General features: G+C 60.7%; 11 protein-coding genes, 2 tRNA genes, 2 rRNA genes and 2 pseudogenes (1 of these 17 running past the window's edge). 8 read left to right on the forward strand and 9 right to left on the reverse strand.

What is annotated here, in order from left to right:
* Positions 1-366 precede the first annotated feature (366 nt).
* Entirely contained in the window at positions 367-642 is a 276-nt protein-coding gene (locus tag KIP88_RS23610; RefSeq protein WP_214490400.1) for a hypothetical protein, read from the reverse strand.
* 853 nt (positions 643-1,495) lie between these two features.
* Between KIP88_RS23610 and KIP88_RS23615 the strand changes: the two genes are divergently transcribed.
* The gene (locus tag KIP88_RS23615; RefSeq protein WP_214490401.1) at positions 1,496-2,263 is read left to right on the forward strand and encodes a hypothetical protein; all 768 of its coding nucleotides are present in this window, start codon (positions 1,496-1,498) and stop codon (positions 2,261-2,263) included.
* A gap of 596 nt (positions 2,264-2,859) precedes the next feature.
* On the opposite strand, the pseudogene KIP88_RS48250 reads toward KIP88_RS23615, so the two are convergent.
* The 3 genes and pseudogenes from KIP88_RS48250 to KIP88_RS23625 form a co-directional block, all read right to left on the reverse strand.
* Positions 2,860-3,040: pseudogene (locus KIP88_RS48250) on the reverse strand (ClpX C4-type zinc finger protein); the annotation flags it as partial.
* Positions 3,032-3,187, reverse strand: a pseudogene (locus KIP88_RS48255) (glyoxalase superfamily protein); the annotation flags it as partial. The pseudogenes KIP88_RS48255 and KIP88_RS48250, both read right to left, overlap by 9 nt.
* Before the next feature lie 339 nt (positions 3,188-3,526).
* On the reverse strand, positions 3,527-4,381 hold the full coding sequence (locus tag KIP88_RS23625; protein WP_214490402.1) for a DnaJ domain-containing protein: 855 nt from the start codon (positions 4,379-4,381) through the stop codon (positions 3,527-3,529).
* 261 nt (positions 4,382-4,642) lie between these two features.
* Here KIP88_RS23625 and KIP88_RS23630 point away from each other — a divergent pair, with 261 nt between their 5' ends.
* Positions 4,643-4,990, forward strand: a complete 348-nt coding sequence (locus KIP88_RS23630) for a hypothetical protein (protein WP_214490403.1) — start codon at positions 4,643-4,645, stop codon at positions 4,988-4,990.
* A 489-nt stretch (positions 4,991-5,479) separates the two neighbouring features.
* On the opposite strand, the gene KIP88_RS23635 is transcribed toward KIP88_RS23630, so the two are convergent.
* Positions 5,480-7,174 carry a hypothetical protein gene (locus KIP88_RS23635; protein ID WP_214490404.1) on the reverse strand — a complete coding sequence of 565 codons (1,695 nt, stop codon included), beginning with the start codon at positions 7,172-7,174 and terminating at the stop codon, positions 5,480-5,482.
* A gap of 259 nt (positions 7,175-7,433) precedes the next feature.
* Here KIP88_RS23635 and KIP88_RS23640 point away from each other — a divergent pair, with 259 nt between their 5' ends.
* Positions 7,434-7,640 (forward strand): hypothetical protein, encoded by a 207-nt coding sequence (locus KIP88_RS23640; protein WP_214490405.1) that lies wholly within the window; start codon positions 7,434-7,436, stop codon positions 7,638-7,640.
* A gap of 594 nt (positions 7,641-8,234) precedes the next feature.
* Here KIP88_RS23640 and KIP88_RS23645 read toward each other — a convergent pair.
* Positions 8,235-9,023 carry an MOSC domain-containing protein gene (locus tag KIP88_RS23645; protein WP_214490406.1) on the reverse strand — a complete coding sequence of 263 codons (789 nt, stop codon included), beginning with the start codon at positions 9,021-9,023 and terminating at the stop codon, positions 8,235-8,237.
* Between the two features lie 219 nt (positions 9,024-9,242).
* Between KIP88_RS23645 and clpB the strand changes: the two genes are divergently transcribed.
* On the forward strand, positions 9,243-11,882 hold the full coding sequence (gene clpB, locus KIP88_RS23650) for an ATP-dependent chaperone ClpB (RefSeq protein WP_214490407.1): 2,640 nt from the start codon (positions 9,243-9,245) through the stop codon (positions 11,880-11,882).
* Positions 11,883-11,938: 56 nt separating this feature from the next.
* Here the strand turns inward: clpB and KIP88_RS23655 are convergent, their stop codons facing one another.
* The 3 genes from KIP88_RS23655 to KIP88_RS23665 form a co-directional block, all read right to left on the reverse strand.
* On the reverse strand, positions 11,939-12,199 hold the full coding sequence (locus KIP88_RS23655) for a hypothetical protein (protein WP_249790973.1): 261 nt from the start codon (positions 12,197-12,199) through the stop codon (positions 11,939-11,941).
* 108 nt (positions 12,200-12,307) lie between these two features.
* Positions 12,308-13,933, reverse strand: coding sequence for an SMP-30/gluconolactonase/LRE family protein (locus tag KIP88_RS23660; protein WP_214490408.1), 1,626 nt, complete (start codon positions 13,931-13,933; stop codon positions 12,308-12,310).
* 162 nt (positions 13,934-14,095) lie between these two features.
* On the reverse strand, positions 14,096-16,159 hold the full coding sequence (locus KIP88_RS23665; RefSeq protein ID WP_214490409.1) for a M23 family metallopeptidase: 2,064 nt from the start codon (positions 16,157-16,159) through the stop codon (positions 14,096-14,098).
* Positions 16,160-17,003: 844 nt separating this feature from the next.
* Between KIP88_RS23665 and KIP88_RS23670 the strand changes: the two genes are divergently transcribed.
* The 4 genes from KIP88_RS23670 to KIP88_RS23685 all read left to right on the forward strand — a co-directional run.
* Positions 17,004-18,492 (forward strand): 16S ribosomal RNA (locus KIP88_RS23670).
* Between the two features lie 208 nt (positions 18,493-18,700).
* Positions 18,701-18,777: transfer RNA gene (locus KIP88_RS23675), tRNA-Ile, on the forward strand.
* A gap of 55 nt (positions 18,778-18,832) precedes the next feature.
* A tRNA-Ala gene (locus KIP88_RS23680) sits at positions 18,833-18,908 on the forward strand.
* A 413-nt stretch (positions 18,909-19,321) separates the two neighbouring features.
* Positions 19,322-20,000: ribosomal RNA gene (locus KIP88_RS23685) — 23S ribosomal RNA — on the forward strand; it runs 2,167 nt beyond the window's last position.
* The 16S and 23S rRNA genes sit together here with 2 tRNA genes alongside, the layout of an rRNA operon.

The following is a 20,000-nucleotide window of genomic DNA, read 5'->3' on the forward strand; positions in this document are numbered from 1 at the left end:
CTGCGCTTTGCCCACCCTACGCCGCTAATCCCTGGCGCGGCAGCCGCGTGTGAAGCATGCCCCGGCGCCCGCCGGGCTCTCCGTTCTGTGAATATGCTTCGTGGGGCGTTTGGGACGTAACAGTCGGGCCGCCGCGATGAAGTCGTTTTCTCAGTCCGACGAAGACGTCCTGAAACGAAGTGATGGTTTAATGGCGTGATGGCAAATGTCCGGCGGCCATTTGATTCACCAGAGATTTGCCTGATTGAGGCACAGGTGTCGTCATGCGCGAAGATTTTGCTTCTTCCAGTTTCCTTGCGGTTATCGTGCTGAGTTTGATTGTGGCTTGTACTGGGCTTTTCGCACTTGGAATCTGAAATCATTCGTTCACGGCAGCGGTTTGACCTTCGCCGCCATGTCGGGCGCGCGTGTGACCCGATATGTGGCGTTGCTGCATTTGAGGACCCAGACGGCGCGATCCGGCCGGGAGCGCTTCCTGTCCCTGGTGGCGCCTAGCGCCTTGTCGCAGGTGAAGCCTTGTGTGCGAATTTGAGCCGACAGCATGGTCTGCGGCGTTTCGACCGCAACCTGTTGCGCCCGCACCTGCGGGCTGAAAAGAACAGCAGCGATAGCCAGGAGCAATATTCCAGGTGTTTTGCGCATGACCTCAATCCTCCGAACAGACATCCCGCTCGTCTGAATGCTGAACTATATGGCAAGAACACTTGTGTTGTCTGCTTTGGGTCGAACTGGGGCATCGCGATCTAGCTGGGTGATGTTCGTGCTGCCCTCGATAACGGACATCGTCAGGCCGCTCGTTCACGTCTGAAAAATGCCAAACTCAGACATTTCGCGAATTGAACAAATTTTCGTAATCTGGTTCAGATCGCCGTTAAGTTGTCCGTTCTAAAACACGACCGCACGGCAGCAAGTGCGGTGTTCAGTGAATGGTCGAGGCGGCATGAAGATCGGGGATCGACTTGGGGTCGTTGCAGTGCCGGAATTGCTTCCGTCAGGAATGGGCACGCAGGCATTGTTTGAAGCTTGTGTAGGTCGGATCTTTTCGATCCAAAGCATAGACCAAAACGGGCTTCTGGAATTGCACGTAGGCGAAGTCGTTAGCCAGGACAGCTATATGCACTCCATTTGGATTGAACCCCGACCACGTTCTTCTGCGCTAAGGAGTGAACGATTTGCCGGAGGTCCGCTTTGGGGGTACTGGCGGACTTCGGCAGTGTTCAGTTGCGAAGTCTGCTGTGCCTCAATGGTCTGACATCGCCAGGCCGCTTTGGCAGGTCCGCTGCCACAAGGCGACCTCACTGACACAGCCGGCTCTGGCTGCAACTCGCGGATGCGCACGTCGGCCTCCTCGCTGGGAGCAACGATCCGGCTCGTCGGGCCCGAATCTCGCTTCCAGGCCAGAATGAATCCACCGCGCTGCCTGATTTGAGCCGCATTGTGACCCAGGTCGCGGCGAAAGGTCGTTCTGCTGGGGCGCGCAACACCGGGGTATTCCATGTCCGGTCATTTGCGATTTTGCATCGCCGCTTTTGTCCTTCTCGCAGGTCTCCCGATTTCACCTGCGTCTTCGAATCCTTTTGCCGACTTCTTCAATGTCGCTCCCCGGCAAGCCACTCCGCCCGCTCCCGCGGAAGAGGAGTGCCTGTCGCGGCCCGGCAAGTCGACGGCGGAAGGTCAGCGCTGGGTCTATCGTTTTGACGGCCACCGCAAATGCTGGTTCCAGGCCGCTGAGGAGAGCGCGGTGAAGAAGCAGGTTCGTTATCGCGCCGCGAAGCCTCGTGTCGCCGCTCCCGAGGAGAACGAGGCCGCGCAACGCAAGCGAAAGGCGGTCGTGGATGCGCGTGCGGAGCTGTTGCGCTCCGCACCGGCGGAAACGTCCAAGCCGATGCGGCCTGCGCCCGAGCTCAAGGTGGCTGATGCCGCTTCCGCTACGGGGGCCGCGGCCTTCCTGCTGCCGACACCCATCGAAAACCTCGCGCCCGCCCACCCGCGCCAGGTCGACGTGGAGGCGCTTCTGGGGGCCGCACCGGCCGCCAGCGACGCGGTTGCCGCCTCCGTGCCTCCGGCCGCGCCGGTCGCCTTTCCCATCGCCGAGGCGGCCGATGACGGGCGGGGCTGGACGGCAACCTGGCTTGGCGTGCTGCTGATGGCGCTGGGGCTCGTCTCCGTCTTGGGCTCAAGCCGGGCCCTCCGGGAGGCCGTGCTGCGATTGATGCGAGAACGGAGTTGGCGGCCATTGTGGACGACGGCTTCCGGAGCCTGAGCTTCATGTCCCCGCTCGATCCGTCAGCGCCGCTGTGATCAAAGGCATGCCAATAGCGGTAACAGCAATTGACTTCTTTGGGCGTCACTTAGCTGACTTCGGCAGAAGACAGTGGCATGTCCGATCAGGGTGAAAGGCGGCAGTCGGGTCTCCGAAACGGACCGCCCGTTCAGCCCAGCAGACATCGTCAGGCTGCCCGCTCAGGTCAGCCGGGACCAAGTCCAGACTCATGCGCTGGGAGAGCGCGGCAGTCCGGACTTGGTAATGACTCCTGGATCATGGCTTCCGTTCAGCGAGCACGGGCGTTGCCGTGCGCAGAGCCTGTTCGTACCGCTTCAGTTGATCTTGCGGATATTTTTGCATGGCCAGAAGTTCGTCAGTGGTCTTGTTCTTCAAATGGATCATGCCGGACGATGTCAACACATCATCATTTACCGGCTCTCCGTTGCGTCGAAGCGCAAGCATGCGTTCGATTCCCTGCAAGGCGAGACGGTGGCGTTGCTCTCCCTTCCTCGCGTGTTCGACGTAATGTGACAGCCGTTCGGTGGACATGGCCCGGGCGCTCGCCTCGTCGCCCTCGATGAGCCGGAGCAGTTGCTCGTCGATGATGTCGCTGCACACGTCGATGCATTCGTTGCAGATGAACACATGCGGGCCGGCAACCAGCGATTTCACTTCATGCTGGGATTTGCCGCAAAAGGAACAATAGAGGACAGCTTGTGGCGTTGGAGCCGGGTGCCCGGCGGCCGAGCCGGGGCGTGGTTGTGCCGTATCGATCTTGGCGGACAGGATGTTCCAGTTCTCGTAGCCGAACGTCTTCGCGATCAGCTCCAGAGATTCGCTATGGGTGATCTCCATAGCCTTGGTCTTCAAGGCATCGCGCAGGGAATGCGCCATGACTTTCGCATCGCGGAAATCGCGCATGAGAGCACCTCTCTATCGACGAACGGAGGAGATCGGTGCCTGCCTTGCCGACCCGTTCGCCAATGGCGAGGGCGCGGAGATAGATTGATACGTTCACCATCCCCGTAGGGCGCAGGCGGCGGGTGTATCGACCCGGTGACAATGTTGGCGAGCGACGGCACGTTGTCAACTCAAATGCCCCGGGACGCGCAGCCGACGAGACCCTGCCGACGGCGAGGAGCGGGATTCGTAGGGTGGGCAAAGCGTAGCGTGCCCACCATTCACACTGGGGTCGTGGTGGTGGGCACGCTACGCTTTGCCCACCCTACGCCGCTGCCTCCTACGCCGCTGCCTCCAGCGTCAGGGCGCGCGTGCTCCCGCAGTGGACTTGCTTGGATTCAAATCATCGATGCGCTTGGCCTCGGCGACGTCGGACAATGCGCGCTTCAGGTCGCCCAGGCGACGGAAGACGATGCCGCGATTGATGTAGGAATCTGATGAGCTGGGATCCTTCTCTATAGCCAGGTCGAAATTGGCGAGCGCAATATAAAGATCTCCGCTGCGATACGCCGAAATGCCCCGTTCTCGATAATATTGGGCGTCCTTGATTACAACCTCGCGAGCCGGGGAAGCATGGGCGCTTGCAGGAGCCATGCCTGTCGTCGCAGCAGGTGCAATGCCGTCCGGTTTGGTCGGCGCTTCGGCATCCCGTCGATTGACGTCGACCTTCATGTCGGCTCCGGCGACTGCAAGCTGGTCGTGTTGCCCGGTTCGGCCGCTTGCGTCGGATATTTCGGTCGCGGTGAGCGCCTGCGCGGGTTCGCGCCTGGACACCTCGGTCACCTGTGCCGAAGCGACGCGCAGCCCGTCGACAGGCCTGAACAGAAGATAGCCCCCGACGAGCACTGCGGAGACGGCAGCACTCGCGATCGCGTCAGCGGCCAGCCTGCGGATCATGCCGGAGAATTTGCTGCGCTTTGGCTCTCGACTTTGCTGCCGGCGTGCGACTACGAGCAGCCGGTCATAGGCCGCTCGCTGCTGCTCGTCGCTCAATATGGCGTTGGCGCGGACAATCCGCCTGAATCTCTCTGCAGCTTCGGGGTCGCCGGGATTGACGTCGGGATGACAAGCCTTCGCGGCCTTACGGAATGCAGCCCTAAGGCCGTCCGCGTCGTCGTCCGGAAGCGCCTCCAGCAAATCGTAAAGAGTTGCCATTACTGCTCACTGAAATACTGATCTACTCGATAAATTTAGCGATATGGGTCGACGCCTCAATCAAAGCGTAACCAGCGGAAAACCCCGCTGCGAAAAGCGTGACGGGTTGGAATGGCAAAACCAAGACCAAACGGTGAACGGCTGCACACCGCAGGCATCGGGAAATGCCAGCCAGGGTGGACGCAGATCACCCGCTCTTGCTTAGATTGTGAAAATGGACGGCGCGGGCCGTGGGCTCCGCTGACGCGGTAGACGGCGACGATGCTCGGCCCCGTCGCGCGGCTGCGCGGATTGCTATCGAACCGGTCTTCGTTGCCGAACCGGCTCGATTTCGCATGTGCTGGACGTCTGCAGCAGGACGAGGCGCTCGCGCGCGGCTTTCTCCGCATCCTGATAGCACTGGCGTTCGTACTCGACCTTCAAGCGCGCCCATTCATCCGGATCGACGGTCTTGAGGTCGGATCGTTTGAACTCGCAATCGGGGGCGGGCTGCGGCGTGAGCAACGCCAGGTCCGGTCGCCGGATTTTTGGTTCGGCATATCGATATGGTTCGGAGTGTCGACGGGTGCGTACGGGAGCCCGGAGGGGAGGCGCTTTGCCTTCGTGTAGGGACGGACTGACTTCGCGTTGTGCTGGATTGCGCGCGCAGCCGGCAAATGACATCGAGCAAAAAATGACGCAGACGGTCAGAAGTTTTGGAGCGAGCGATTTCAGGCCGGCGGCACGCGGCCGCTCGCCTGCTTCTTCGCGAGAATCCTGAAAACGAAGCGCTCCACCTGGGATCGCCATGCCAATGATTTCCGATCAAACGTGCCTGGCCAAAGCCGCATGAAAATTTTGCGCAGCGCGGCAACCATGAACGAAAAATTTGAATCGACTTCTAACAATTACGATGAATCAAATCTAAACCGGCTTTATTCGGTCCCCGGTGCGAGACCCGTAGGGCGGACTCGATAGCGAGTGACGAAGCAAGCGTAGCCCGGGCGAGCGCAGCGACCCCGGGACCATGTTTGAGAGTGGGCCCCGCATATCGCATGCACTCATGCGGGCTACAATACCGAGCCGCACGCGTGGGGGTGCGGCGCACCTTGGTAAAGGTCACCGCTTCCTGCGCCAGATATCGAGCAGCGCGTCGAGCTTCGTTCGCAGCGGCAATCGTTCATTGGTCAGCGCATCGAGGAAGCCCGCAATTCGTTGCGACTTCGCCAACGTATAGAGCGTGAGAAATGCGAAAAAGGTTGCCGTCACGACAACATAAAACGCCTTCATTCCGAAATGATGATCGGTTGCGGCGATCAGGCTGCTCATGCCGAGGAAGCCAGTGGTGGTGGTGCCGATCAGGCCAATCATCGTCACGACGGTGAGCCTGAGGAAGGTATTCGCCTGGCGACGCAGCAGATCGCTGTCGAGATAGGCACCCATATCCTTCAGTTCTTCCCGAATCTCGACGTAGAGGCGGTCCGTGCCGAGCTGTTTGGCCAGCCCATGGAACACGTCGCGCGTCTGCGCATGATCCGATACGTCGTGAAACCAGTAGCGGTGCGTGAAGCGAAGGAATATTTCAAGCAGGCTCCTGATCTCGACGCGGAATCGTCGCACGGTTTCCTGCTGGTTGATGTTGAGACGCGTCACAGCCTGCACCAGACGATCGGACATCATAAGCAAGGCGCCCTTGTGCATGTGAGCGATGAGCGCCAGCAAAAAGAACTGATGACGGAATTGGCCGAGAAGACCGCGCTCCGCATCTGTGAATACGGACCTGGCAGCGTCGCCGACGAAGAGGAACGTGTGATCGCAACACATCACGCGTGTGCTCAGTCCGCTGCCGGATCGGGCCTCGTCATAGTATCTGTCGTAGCAATGGTTTTCTTCGAAGCGCGCCAGATATTCCTCGGAGAAGGGCAGGGCATGCCGGTCGCCAGGCGCCGTCGCGTAGGCAAGTCGGGCGAAGTCTCCGCGCGTCAGTCGTTCCGGATGTTCGACGGCGAGATAGGCCATCAACGGCATGCGATAATATTCGAGCTGGCGGAACCGCAGCGCTCCCGCCTGATCGCTGTAATGGGCCGTCATCGGGTTGAGCAGATATTGCCAGTGCGCGGCGAGCGGCGGCGCCCGCTCGCGACACACCGATGCCAGATACAGCTTTCTGTCCTCGTAGTCCGACACCGCGAGTACGCGCCCGTCTGCTGCCAGCCATTCCACCTTGCGGGGGCAGTTGATGCCGTCTCCCTCTGCGGTCCAGCCCGCAGGATAGGCGCGGCCAAACCGATGCAAAGAGTCCTGCACCACGTCGAGCGGCACGTCGGAGCCGGAAACTTCGACAGCAAGAATGACAAGGTCGACGTCATAGAAAAAGTAAAGATCGACATGCCTGATGTCGAAGACGACCGGCGCGTTCCGCTCCGGGAACAGGATCCGCACCGTCGCCACGTCCGTCCGGCGATAAACCTTGATTGGGGATTCGCCGTAAGCGGCCATTGAGCGGCGCTTGGCGCCTTCGCCGTAGAGAAGACGCTGCACATAGGGCAGGAATGTCACGAACTCGCGATAATGCCGTTCGCGGAAGGAATCGGGATCGGCGCAGAATTCATCATCCACCTCCTTCCAGACCCGGCCTGCGTCTTTCTCGAGGAGCTCCCAATGATGATGGATCTGCGAACCTTCCCTCAGCGGCATTAGTTGAAGCGGCCAGAGGAGGATCTGGTGGAATGTACGCACCAGCGGCGTGGCTTCGATTGGGTCCGACGCCGAGCGCGTTTTGGAGGCCGGCTCGCCGATCGCGTGCGACGCCATGGCATGTCCTCCACATCTGGTCTGGGATGCCGCTCGTCGCGGCTCCCGCACTGTCTGTCTTGGTGCATCATGCCTCGAAAATCCCGCCGCGCATATGCCCGGTGGGTCATCTCCACTCAATGCGCAACCACGTTCCTGCTTCCGCTGGCCGTCCCTCAAGACCCCCTGCCAATGATTTGCCGATCGAGACAAATCTGCCCGCGTCCTGCTTCGCTCATGCGAACAAACGGCCCAAAACCGGCTGCGCGAGAACGGCGATTTGATGAGCTATTTCAAAGTGATTTGGGCCGTCCAGTTTCTCGCGCAAAAATATTCCGCTTTCCATTCCACCCAAATCAGCGGCAATTTCCGCGCGTCCCGTCTCGACAAGAGGGGCGGATCGCGCGTCGTCACGAACGCGAGACGGGATGCGGTGGACGCGGGCAGCGTCAGGCGCGAAGCGTGTTTGCAGGGCGGTTATCCGTGAGCGAGCACAACGCGCAAGACGACCGACGTTGCAGCGTACGGCAAAACCGTGTGGTCCCGACATCCGTTGCTGGTGCCAAAGCTGTCGGTGGCGAATTCGATCCAACCGGATCGAAGCGCCATCAAGCCGGCGGCGATGGAGGCAAGACGAATTCGTCTCCAGGGAGAGCACGGCATAAGCCGTCAAACCATTGCGCAGGGAATGCCGGAGTGCTCCGGCTGTACCTGTATGCTCGTGTGCGCACTTCCTCGTGCACATTGCACACGAGACCGCGGGTGCAGCAAGCACCCGGCATTCCCTGCTCCCTCTCGTTGGGAGGGAAAGGAATTTCAGCAAGCCTCGGGCGCAGCGCGCCGCGAGAACGCCGACCCACATTCAACTGTCATCGCCCGGCTTGACCGGGCGACCCAGTATTCCAGAGACGCAAATGATAGAACCGATAGGCCGCAGCGTACTGGATCGCCCGGTCAAGCCGGGCGACGACACCAGAAGTGCTGTCACTCTGTCCGCGTCATTGCGAGCGAAGCGAAGCAATCCATCTCGCCGCATTGCTTCGCTTCGCTCGCAATGACGTGGGTAGGCCCGAGAGTCGAACTAAAGCAGCTCCAACTGCTCCGCTGCGATCGTATCGCCGGCGCTGATCGTGCCGCCCTCGATCACCTCGGCATAGATCCCGCAGTCGGCGTGGCCGAGCCGGCGCTGCAGCGCCGTCGGAATCGCGAGATCGCGCGCGGCCGTATCGGGATCAACATTCACGGCGGCGCAGCGGACGATGCGTTTCACCACCTTGAGCCTGACATCGCCGATCGCCAGCGTGTGGTCGACGAGGTCGAATTCGTGCCAGGCCGGCCAGCCCTCGACATAGAGGTTGGCGCGGAAGCGAAGGGGATGCACCGGCGCGCCCACCATGTCCTCGATGGCATGGACGCTGGCGAGATTGATGATCGAAACAACCTTGCGGGCGACGTCCGAAAAGCTGTGGCCCGGGCTTTCGAGCACTTTCGGCGGGCCCTTGATCAGGTCGGGAAAAGTCGAGGCGAAAAAATTCTCGATCGCCGCCCGGCCCTCTTGCGTTGCGAGATTGCCCTGGGCCACGATCCGGCCGTTGTGGTTAATCGAGAGGACGTTGCTCGAATCGTCGAAATGGGTGCGCAGGCCAACCAGCCATTCGTCCCGCATCAGCATCAGGAAGTGCAGTTTGGGCAGCCATTTCGGCTCGGCCGGGTCGAAGCCGGAGGGGCCGTTTTCGATCGCGTAGCGGCGGTCGGCCAAAAGCGTCTGACCGGGGCTAAGCTCGGCGCGGGCAAGCGGCTCGGGGGTCAGGCCCTTGACGGGGTAGCGATAGATTCCGGTGATCCGGGCAGGCGGGGCTGTAGCAGGCATGCGGCTTATTAAGGGATTCCCGCCGTCCGCGCTACCGTTCCGAATTTGCGGCCGGGCCTCTTCCGTTTCTCGCCGCGATGCCCACATTTGCGTCAAGCCTGAAAACAGGGTGACGACCCGCGGCCGGTTGAGGAATGTCAACGCGGTCCCGCGGATACCCAATGAAGATGCCGCAATCATGCCTCAGGGGTGGGGGCGGCATGCCGAGGGAAGTAAAATATGAATATTGAAAAATACACCGAGCGCGCGCGCGGCTTCATCCAGTCTGCGCAATCGCTCGCCATGCGCGACGGACATCAGCAGTTCTCGTCGCTGCATATGCTCAAAGTACTGCTTGATGACAGCGAGGGGCTGGCCGGCGGTCTGATCGACCGCGCCGGCGGGAACTCCCGCGCCATCCTCAAGGCAACCGAGGACGCGCTGAAGAAGCTGCCGAAAGTCTCGGGAAGCGGCGCCGGGCAGATCTATCTAGCGCCCGATATGGCGCGCGCATTCGATGCGGCGGAAAAGGCCGCCGAGAAGGCCGGCGACGGCTTTGTCACGGTCGAGCGGCTGCTGCTGGGTCTGACGCTCGAGAAGGGCAGCGAGGCCGGCAGCATTCTCAGCAAGGGCGGCGTCACGCCCCAAAACCTCAACACGGCGATCGAATCGCTGCGCAAGGGCCGCACCGCCGACAGCGCGACGGCCGAAAACGCCTATGACGCGCTGAAAAAATATTCCCGCGACCTGACGCAGGCCGCGCGCGACGGCAAGCTCGACCCCGTGATCGGCCGCGACGAGGAAATCCGCCGCACCATCCAGGTGCTTTCCCGCCGCACCAAGAACAATCCCGTTCTGATCGGCGAGCCCGGCGTCGGCAAGACCGCCATCGTCGAGGGCCTGGCGCTGCGCATCCTCAATGGCGACGTGCCGGAAAGCCTGAAGGACAAGAAACTGCTCTCGCTCGATATGGGCGCGCTGATTGCTGGCGCCAAATACCGCGGCGAGTTCGAGGAGCGGCTGAAGGCCGTGCTGCAGGAAGTCACCACGGCCGAAGGCTCGATCATCCTGTTCATCGACGAGATGCATACGCTGGTCGGCGCCGGCAAGGCGGACGGAGCGATGGATGCGTCCAACCTGTTGAAGCCCGCATTGGCGCGCGGCGAACTGCATTGCATCGGCGCCACCACGCTCGACGAATACCGCAAGCATGTCGAAAAGGACGCTGCGCTGGCGCGCCGGTTCCAGCCGGTGTTCGTCTCCGAGCCGACGGTCGAGGACACCATCTCGATCCTGCGCGGGCTGAAGGACAAGTATGAGCAGCACCACGGTGTTCGCATCACCGATTCCGCGCTGGTCGCCGCGACCACGCTGTCGAACCGCTACATCACCGACCGTTTCCTGCCCGACAAGGCGATCGACCTGATGGACGAGGCCGCGGCGCGGCTGAAGATGCAGGTCGATTCCAAGCCCGAAGAGCTCGATCTGATGGATCGGGAAATCATCCGGCTGAAGATCGAGCAGGAAGCGCTGAAGAAGGAAACCGACATCGGCTCCAAGAGCCGCCTGCAGGCCCTGGAAAAGGAGCTGGCCGATCTCGAGGACAAATCGGCAGCGCTGACGTCGCGCTGGAGCGCAGAGAAGAACAAGCTCTCCGACGCGCAGAAGCTGAAAAGCGAGCTCGACGCCTTGCGCATCGAGCTGGCGAACGCGCAACGCCGCGGTGAATTCCAGCGCGCGGGCGAGCTCGCCTATGGCAAGATTCCGGAACTGGAGAAGAAGCTCGAATCCATCGAGGCCAACGAAAACCCCGGCGAGATGATGGAAGAGGCGGTGACCGCCAACCACATCGCGCAGGTGGTGTCGCGCTGGACTGGCGTTCCCGTCGACAAGATGCTGGAAGGCGAAAAGGACAAGCTCCTGAAAATGGAGAACTCGCTTGGCAGGCGCGTGGTCGGCCAGGCCGAAGCCGTGCGCGCGGTGGCGACCGCCGTGCGCCGTTCGCGTGCCGGCCTGCAGGATCCGAACCGCCCGATGGGCTCGTTCATGTTCCTGGGCCCCACCGGCGTCGGCAAGACCGAGCTGACGAAGGCGCTGGCGGAATATCTGTTCAACGACGAGACCGCGATGGTCCGCCTGGACATGTCCGAGTTCATGGAAAAGCACTCGGTGTCGCGGCTGATCGGCGCGCCTCCCGGCTATGTCGGTTATGACGAGGGCGGGGCACTCACCGAAGCGGTGCGGCGGCGGCCCTATCAGGTGGTGCTGTTCGACGAGATCGAGAAGGCGCATCCTGATGTCTTCAACGTGCTGCTGCAGGTGCTCGACGACGGCCGCCTGACCGACGGGCAGGGCCGCACCGTCGACTTCCGCAACACGCTGATCATCATGACTTCGAACCTCGGTTCGGAATTCCTGGTCAACCAGCCGGAGGGCGAGGATACGTCAGCGGTGCGCGAGCAGGTGATGGGCATGGTGCGGGCGCATTTCCGGCCTGAATTCCTCAACCGCGTCGACGAGATCATCCTGTTCCATCGCCTGCAGAAGAGCGAGATGGGCCGGATCGTCGAGATCCAGTTCGCTCGGCTGCAGAAGCTGCTGGAGGATCGCAAGATCACGCTGACGCTCGATGCCGCGGCGCGCGACTGGCTGGCCGCCAAGGGCTGGGATCCCGCCTACGGCGCGAGGCCCCTGAAGCGGGTGATCCAGCGCAACCTGCAGGACCCGCTGGCCGAGATGATCCTCGCCGGCGAAATCGCCGACGGCGACCGCGTCGTGATATCGAGCGAAGGCAACGTGCTGACCTTCAACGGCAAGGCGCCACAGACCGCCGAGATCGCGGCCTTCGAGGCGCCGGTGCCGAAGCGTAAGCTGAACTGAGGCTGGCATGAGCGCGTGGATGCATCCCGTCGGACGGGGGGCATCCAACGCGGTTGTCAGATCAGCTCTACGACCGGGCTGCTCCCCCTGTCATCCTCCTCCTCACTTGGGTCAAGCTCCGAGAGGATGTCGACGAGTTCGCGAACGCGGCCGGTTGCCAGCGGTCTGCCGGCATTCAGCATCGGCTCATCGTTGGCCAACCAGGCTTGGGCCTCCGCGAGTTCGTCCACCGTCGCGCCGGTTCCAATGATCTGGGCGATGGTCACATCGTCAGCCCCGCTGACGGCCCTGGTAACGTCCTCACGCGTAATCTGCATGATGACCTCCATCACTCGGCCATAAGCCTCCCGCCGCAGCAGGCGGCTTTGTCCCGGACCTCAACCGGAGACCGTGGCCGGAGTTCCGGGAGCCGCTGGTGTCGGCGTCTATTTTTTCGTGACCTTGTAAATCGCATTCTCCAGATCCGACGAGAAGTAGATCACGCCCGTCGCGCCGACGCCGACACCGGTCGGGATGTTGCTCGGCAGTCCGCCGGGTGCGGCCGGCAATCCGATCGGCAGGTTGGCGGCGATTTCGGTGATGGTGCCATTCGCCGGATCGATCTGGATAATCCGCTTGGCGCCGACCTCGGCCACGATCAGCTTGCCGTCGGGCGCCAGCGCGATGCCTTCAGGCCCCTTGAGATCCTTGGTGATCACGGTTTTCTCGCCGTTGGCTTCCACCTTCGACACCTGGCCGGCAAAGGCTTCGGTCAGATAGACCGTGCCGCCCGATCCGGCGGCGAGCCCGACCGGGCCTTCGAGGCCGCCGAGCACCACGGTGCGGTCTTTGCCGTGTTCGCCGCTGGCGCGGACCAGTGATTTGCTGCCGAGCTCGTTGACGAGAATGCTGCCGTCGCCAAGCTTGACCGCGTCATGCGGCGCCTTGAAGTCGTGCAGCATCTCCCTGGTCTTGCCGGTCTTGCGGTCGATCAGTTGCACCGTGCCAGTGAACCAGCTCGACAGCAGCACGTCGTCACCCTTGGCGGTGGCGCTCATCGGATATTCCAGCGTCGCGCCATCGGCATGCATGCGGGCCGATTCGGAGACCTCGCCAGTCGAGCCGTCCACGGTGCGGTAGGCGAACACGTCGGCGATGTAGATCGTGTCTTTGCCCCCGTCGGAGACGACGCCGATGCCGCCAGGCAGCGCCAGCTTGCCAATGATTACCTGCTTGGCAGCGCCGGTTTCCGGATCGACCTCCTGGATGCCGTTGTCGGCCATATTGGAGACGAAAATGCGGTCCTTGTCGTCGATCGCGAGATTGTCGAGCGAGGGCTTGAGCTGCGCGACCATTTTCTTGGCGCCGGTCTTCGGATCGACCCGCACCAATTGGCCAAGCGCGGTGTCGACCACAAAGAGATTGCCCTTGGAATCGAAATTGACCGCGGCCGGAATCTTGAAGCCGTCGGCGACCACGGAGAGTTCGGCCTTGTCGACGTCGACCCTGGCGACCTGGCCCTTGAACCACAGCGGGCCGTACAGCATGTCGTCGGGTCCGAATTCGAAGCCGTTGAGGCCGCCCATCTTCTCCATGATCTTGCGCGGCGGTTTTACGCCTTCGACGTCGATCTCATAGAGTGCGTCGCCGAGGAACACCTGGGTCGCGTACAGCCGTCCGTCCTTGCGGAAGGCGAGCGAATTGATACCGGGCAGGCCGGAGGCGAGTTTCTTCACCGGGCCGTCGCCCTTGCGCGAATAGAGATCGCCGGTGAGGAAAGCCGTCCACGCCATGGTGCCGTCGGGCGCAAACGCAATATCGTCGGACATGCCTTCCGGGGAGGGGACCGCAATCTTCGCCGTGCCGCTATTGCGATCGACCTCGTAAAGCGCGGCGCCCGCGACGCTGCCGGCGAACAGGCGGCCGGACTTGTCGATCCCGAGCCCGTGCACGCCATGAAATGCCGAGCCCGGAACCAGCTTGGTGACTTCATGCGTCTGCCCCGACGCGCCGACACTGGTGCCAACAACGATCGTCGCAACAGTCGCCCAGAGTGCAAGCCTGCTCGTCATAACGTCCTCCCAGTGTTTTTATGGGAGGCAGTATTTGTCGCGGCTGGCCGTTTGGCAAACGAAACTGTCGCAAAAAGCGCTGTGCCGCAGCCATAAATCCGACACGCGGCGTGAGAAGCCGTGTCCGATCTCCAAGATATTATCGAAGGTTCAGCGGCCGATTCAGCGGCTTACTTGGCGCGCCTGCGGCGTGGCGCCGGCGGCTTCGGAGACACGGGCCGCACTGCCGCGGTTGTTCATCTGGACATCGAGGCGGTCACGCTCTTTTTCGAAGCTCGCCATCATCGCGCCTTCGAGCGAGCGGCCGCGCGGCAGCTTGACACGCATCGGATCGACGAAGCGGCCATTGACCAGGATTTCGTAGTGGACATGGGCGCCGGTCGACATGCCGGTCGATCCAACGAAGCCGATCACCTGGCCCTGGCGCACGCGCTTGCCGGGCTCCATGCCCTTGGCAAAGGCAGACATGTGGCCGTAGGCGGTCTCGTAGCCGTTGTTGTGTTTCAGGCGGACATATTTGCCGTAGCCGCCTTCCCAGCCGACCTTCTCGACCACGCCGTTGCCGGAGGCGAAAATCGGCGTGCCGTAGGGGGTCGCCCAGTCCACGCCGGTGTGCATCTTGGTATAGCCCAGGATCGGGTGGCGGCGTCCGCCGAAGCCCGAACGCATGATGGCGTTGTTGACGGGTTTGCGCACCAGGAACTTCTTCGCGCTCTTGCCCGTCTCGTCATAATAGTCGACGACGGAATCGTCGGAGGTCACGAAGCGATAATATTTCTTGGTCTCGCCGCCGACGGTGAGCGAGGCAAACAGCACTTCGGTCTTTTCCGTGCTGGGCGTGGCTTCGTCATCGCCGGCGAAGAATACGTCGAAGGAGTCGCCCGGCTGCACCTTGCGCTGGAAGTCGACGTCGTAGGAATAGATGCGGACCATGTCCTCGATCACCGCGGCCGGCACCTTGTTGCGCATCGCGGTCTCGTAGATGCTCTGGTAGAGCCGGACGCCGCTGCCGTCATCTTCATCATCATCATCGTCATCCTTGCCGGTAGCGGCCTCGGCGACGGTATTCATGCTCTGCACGTCGACGGCGACGTATCTTCCGACATCCGACAGTGCGGCCACGGCTTCGACGGTAGTGTCGTTGGCGACGATCACGCGATAGGGCTGCAGACGGGCGGCGGGGCCGAGCCCCGAGGGCGCCATCAGGATGCGGACCTTCTGGCCTTCCTTCAGGCCGCCGTCGCGGCCGCGGGGGCCAAGGGTCAATGCAACCGCCCTGGCTTCGTCGGGTGTCGCGCCCTGGTCGCGCAGGATCGAGGCGATGCTGTCGCCCTTCTTCACGACGTGAACGCGTTCGCCGGACGGGTTGCCGCCGGTGATCTGGTCCTTGGTCTTCGGCAGCAACGTGACGTTTTCCGGCACCACACGGGTTTCAAAGCCGGCATAAGGATCGGAAACGTTGCCTTCGGTGGCATAAGCGAGCTTGAGATCGCCGCCGCTGGCGTCGGCCGCGGCGTTGGCAAGCGACGTGTAGCGGACGCCGCCCGAGCCGCGCCAGTTCGCGGCATCGCGTACCCGCATCAGGACTTCGTCGAGCGCGACCACGGCGGCGAGTTTCGCCTTCGGCAGCACCGTCGCGAGATCCTTGGTAACGAAGGAGACCTCGGCGTCGGGTTCGACGGCCTCGGGATTGTTCGGATCCTCGGACGCGGCCTGCGTCGTGGTGCCGACATCGGTCAGCATGCGCTGGGCGTTGAACGGCGGGATTTTTGAGCTGAGATCGCTCGTCGTCATCGACAGATTGCCGGAGATGCGGACGAACGGCCGGACCCGCATCACGTCGCGGTTGCCGACGCGGGTGACGGTCGATACCCGCACCACGTTGCGCGAGGCGGTGGATTCGCCTGGAGGCGGCAGGCGGTCGCTCTTGTGCAGGGTGGCGGTGCGATCGTTGGCGCCGAACGCCCCGCGCAATGCGCCTTCGACGCGCTCCGGCACCTTGGCAAAGGTCATTTCGCCGTCGAGCGACGCAAAAACGGCGCCGCCGATGAGGGCCGCGCCGCACAGACCGGTCAGGATAGTGCCGCTAAACCATTGTACGGAGACACGGCGGCGATCGATCACCGCGGCCTCGGAGCCATCGACGGAAAGTGGCGGCTCGTGACCGAGATCGATGATCCCGGTCTCGCGTCCATAGCCGCTCCCGCGTGGCGCCTTCTGGCTCAACCCTGTGTCCCCCCAAATTCCATCGACATCCGACAAGACCCTCGCCCGATCCAGAACCAAGTTTCCGCCCTTTTGAGGGAGCGATCCCGGAGCATGGCGTTGCCGCACGCATGGAAATTCGGGAATCAGAGGCCAGAAAGAAGACCGGCCACAATCTCGAACGTCAATGGTGAGCAGATCTCTCGAAGTTTCCTGGCCGCGTGGGAAAAGGCGACGGGTTCATCGAGACCACCTGTTCCCGGGTAGTTGAACGTCGGCAGCCCCCACTGGCACCGGCGATTCAATGCATACCTTATAGTCAGAACGTCGCAGGAATGTGGCTCAAGTGCGGCCAAAGGCCCGAAACATAGGGACTTCTTGGCGTCCCAAAAAACTTGCGAGCGATGCGACAATTTCTTGACGATGGGCGTTGACAACCCCGATCGGGCGGGCCTATAACCCGGCCACTGAGCGCGGCGATGCATTGGCCCCCGAGGCCAACGCATCTTTTCGCGCCCCGTAAGCTCCTCATTACGATGAGTGACTCAACAGCCGATAACAGTCGGTTGTTATTTGTCGTCGAATGAGGTGCACGGGAACCTTCCAGAAGTGGAAGGGTGGGGTCCCAGCGATCCCGGGCTGTTTGACAAGTGAAGATGAAGAAAGAGAAACGTGGACGGCGGAGTCCTTGCGTAGTCTCGAATACTTGAAAGCTTCGGTTTTCATGTTTCGGGGCTGGACGAAAGACTTCGGCGGTACACGTTTACATAGGTTACACCATCGTCGTCCGCGATGTGAATCGCAGGCGATAAATATGGTGGGACCTCGTCAAACGTTGTGATCAGCCGGTTTAAAGTTTCAAGTCCAACTTGAGAGTTTGATCCTGGCTCAGAGCGAACGCTGGCGGCAGGCTTAACACATGCAAGTCGAGCGGGCGTAGCAATACGTCAGCGGCAGACGGGTGAGTAACGCGTGGGAACGTACCTTTTGGTTCGGAACAACACAGGGAAACTTGTGCTAATACCGGATAAGCCCTTACGGGGAAAGATTTATCGCCGAAAGATCGGCCCGCGTCTGATTAGCTAGTTGGTGAGGTAATGGCTCACCAAGGCGACGATCAGTAGCTGGTCTGAGAGGATGATCAGCCACATTGGGACTGAGACACGGCCCAAACTCCTACGGGAGGCAGCAGTGGGGAATATTGGACAATGGGCGCAAGCCTGATCCAGCCATGCCGCGTGAGTGATGAAGGCCCTAGGGTTGTAAAGCTCTTTTGTGCGGGAAGATAATGACGGTACCGCAAGAATAAGCCCCGGCTAACTTCGTGCCAGCAGCCGCGGTAATACGAAGGGGGCTAGCGTTGCTCGGAATCACTGGGCGTAAAGGGTGCGTAGGCGGGTCTTTAAGTCAGGGGTGAAATCCTGGAGCTCAACTCCAGAACTGCCTTTGATACTGAAGATCTTGAGTTCGGGAGAGGTGAGTGGAACTGCGAGTGTAGAGGTGAAATTCGTAGATATTCGCAAGAACACCAGTGGCGAAGGCGGCTCACTGGCCCGATACTGACGCTGAGGCACGAAAGCGTGGGGAGCAAACAGGATTAGATACCCTGGTAGTCCACGCCGTAAACGATGAATGCCAGCCGTTAGTGGGTTTACTCACTAGTGGCGCAGCTAACGCTTTAAGCATTCCGCCTGGGGAGTACGGTCGCAAGATTAAAACTCAAAGGAATTGACGGGGGCCCGCACAAGCGGTGGAGCATGTGGTTTAATTCGACGCAACGCGCAGAACCTTACCAGCCCTTGACATCCCGGTCGCGGACTCCAGAGATGGAGTTCTTCAGTTCGGCTGGACCGGAGACAGGTGCTGCATGGCTGTCGTCAGCTCGTGTCGTGAGATGTTGGGTTAAGTCCCGCAACGAGCGCAACCCCCGTCCTTAGTTGCTACCATTTAGTTGAGCACTCTAAGGAGACTGCCGGTGATAAGCCGCGAGGAAGGTGGGGATGACGTCAAGTCCTCATGGCCCTTACGGGCTGGGCTACACACGTGCTACAATGGCGGTGACAATGGGATGCTAAGGGGCGACCCTTCGCAAATCTCAAAAAGCCGTCTCAGTTCGGATTGGGCTCTGCAACTCGAGCCCATGAAGTTGGAATCGCTAGTAATCGTGGATCAGCACGCCACGGTGAATACGTTCCCGGGCCTTGTACACACCGCCCGTCACACCATGGGAGTTGGTTTTACCTGAAGACGGTGCGCTAACCGAAAGGGGGCAGCCGGCCACGGTAGGGTCAGCGACTGGGGTGAAGTCGTAACAAGGTAGCCGTAGGGGAACCTGCGGCTGGATCACCTCCTTTCTAAGGATGGTTCTTCAGGAGCTTGCTTCTATCGAACCGTTTTAGAAACATCAGTGGCCAACGATCGTCAGGATTGTTGAGCTGCATTGGCGGGATTTCGCCGTCTACGTTTCTCTTTCTTCGCGGACGAACACGCGCCAGGGGCTTAGCGCTTGTGCGATGCAGCTGGCGTGAGCCGGCTGCGCGCCATTGCGGCCTCTCGTGTTAGGGGCTTGTAGCTCAGTTGGTTAGAGCGCGCGCTTGATAAGCGTGAGGTCGGAAGTTCAAGTCTTCCCAGGCCCACCACTTTGATCGAGCGCATCACGTCTCATGACCGACGTAAGCATTCGTCTTCTGGTACGGGGCCATAGCTCAGCTGGGAGAGCGCGTGCTTTGCAAGCATGAGGTCGTCGGTTCGATCCCGTCTGGCTCCACCAGATGGAATTGAAGATCGACAAAGTGGCCTGCTAACAAAGCGCCTTTCAAATCGTCCGCGAAACATCAATTCGCACGCGCTGCCCGGATGGACAGCGGCGTGCGTGATATCTGACATCGTAAAGAGGAGATCGATCCGAGTTTGGGATCTGCAAAAGCAATTTTGTGGAATCTCATTCCTAATCTCCAGATCATTTCGGCGCTCGCTCATCGCAAGGTGAGGGAGTTGTAAATGATCTTTGTAGCGAAGCTTGACCGCCTCGCTATCGGTTCGATCTTACGAAGCAAGCTGGTCTTTCTAATCATTGTCCGGCCGTACATAGCATTCATCGAGGGTGCGCGTTTTGAGGTTTCGATCTCAAGGCAGTTGTACGGACAACATTCTGCCGAGTGTGTGGACATTGATAATGAGAGCAATCAAGTGCCTTAAGGGTGTTCGGTGGATGCCTTGGCGCTGAGAGGCGATGAAGGACGTGCTACGCTGCGATAAGCCGTGGGGAGCTGCGAAGAAGCTTTGATCCACGGATTTCCGAATGGGGAAACCCACCTTCGATAGCTGGAACTCCAAGATCTCGTATCTTGGGGTTTGAACAGCAATGTTTGAGACCAAGCCGTGAGGTTTTGGATTTCCAGTTATCAAGTGAAGGTATGAAATCTCTGAATAAAATAGGAGGTTTTAAGCGAACCCAGGGAACTGAAACATCTAAGTACCTGGAGGAAAGGACATCAATCGAGACTCCGTTAGTAGTGGCGAGCGAACGCGGACCAGGCCAGTGATACATCAAAGACAACCGGAACCTGTCAGGAAAGCAGGGCCTTAGAGGGTGATAGCCCCGTACGGGTAATGCGATGATGTATCCTTGAGTAAGGCGGGACACGTGTAATCCTGTCTGAACACGGGGGGACCACCCTCCAAGCCTAAGTACTCCTCAGCGACCGATAGTGAACCAGTACCGTGAGGGAAAGGTGAAAAGCACCCCGACGAGGGGAGTGAAATAGACCTGAAACCGGACACCTACAAACAGACGGAGCCCAAGATACGTTCTGGGTGACGTCGTACCTTTTGTATTATGGGCCAGCGACTTAATTTAACG

The organism is Bradyrhizobium sp. SRL28, assembly GCF_018596315.1.
Classification (GTDB): domain Bacteria; phylum Pseudomonadota; class Alphaproteobacteria; order Rhizobiales; family Xanthobacteraceae; genus Bradyrhizobium.

Coding starts and splice junctions, on each gene's coding strand:
- KIP88_RS23610 (WP_214490400.1), bottom strand. CDS start 642: ATGCGCAAAACACCTGGAATATTGCTCCTGGCTATCGCTGCTGTTCTT.
- KIP88_RS23615 (WP_214490401.1), top strand. CDS start 1,496: ATGTCCGGTCATTTGCGATTTTGCATCGCCGCTTTTGTCCTTCTCGCA.
- KIP88_RS23625 (WP_214490402.1), bottom strand. CDS start 4,381: ATGGCAACTCTTTACGATTTGCTGGAGGCGCTTCCGGACGACGACGCG.
- KIP88_RS23630 (WP_214490403.1), top strand. CDS start 4,643: ATGCTCGGCCCCGTCGCGCGGCTGCGCGGATTGCTATCGAACCGGTCT.
- KIP88_RS23635 (WP_214490404.1), bottom strand. CDS start 7,174: ATGGCGTCGCACGCGATCGGCGAGCCGGCCTCCAAAACGCGCTCGGCG.
- KIP88_RS23645 (WP_214490406.1), bottom strand. CDS start 9,023: ATGCCTGCTACAGCCCCGCCTGCCCGGATCACCGGAATCTATCGCTAC.
- clpB (WP_214490407.1), top strand. CDS start 9,243: ATGAATATTGAAAAATACACCGAGCGCGCGCGCGGCTTCATCCAGTCT.
- KIP88_RS23655 (WP_249790973.1), bottom strand. CDS start 12,199: ATGCAGATTACGCGTGAGGACGTTACCAGGGCCGTCAGCGGGGCTGAC.
- KIP88_RS23660 (WP_214490408.1), bottom strand. CDS start 13,933: ATGACGAGCAGGCTTGCACTCTGGGCGACTGTTGCGACGATCGTTGTT.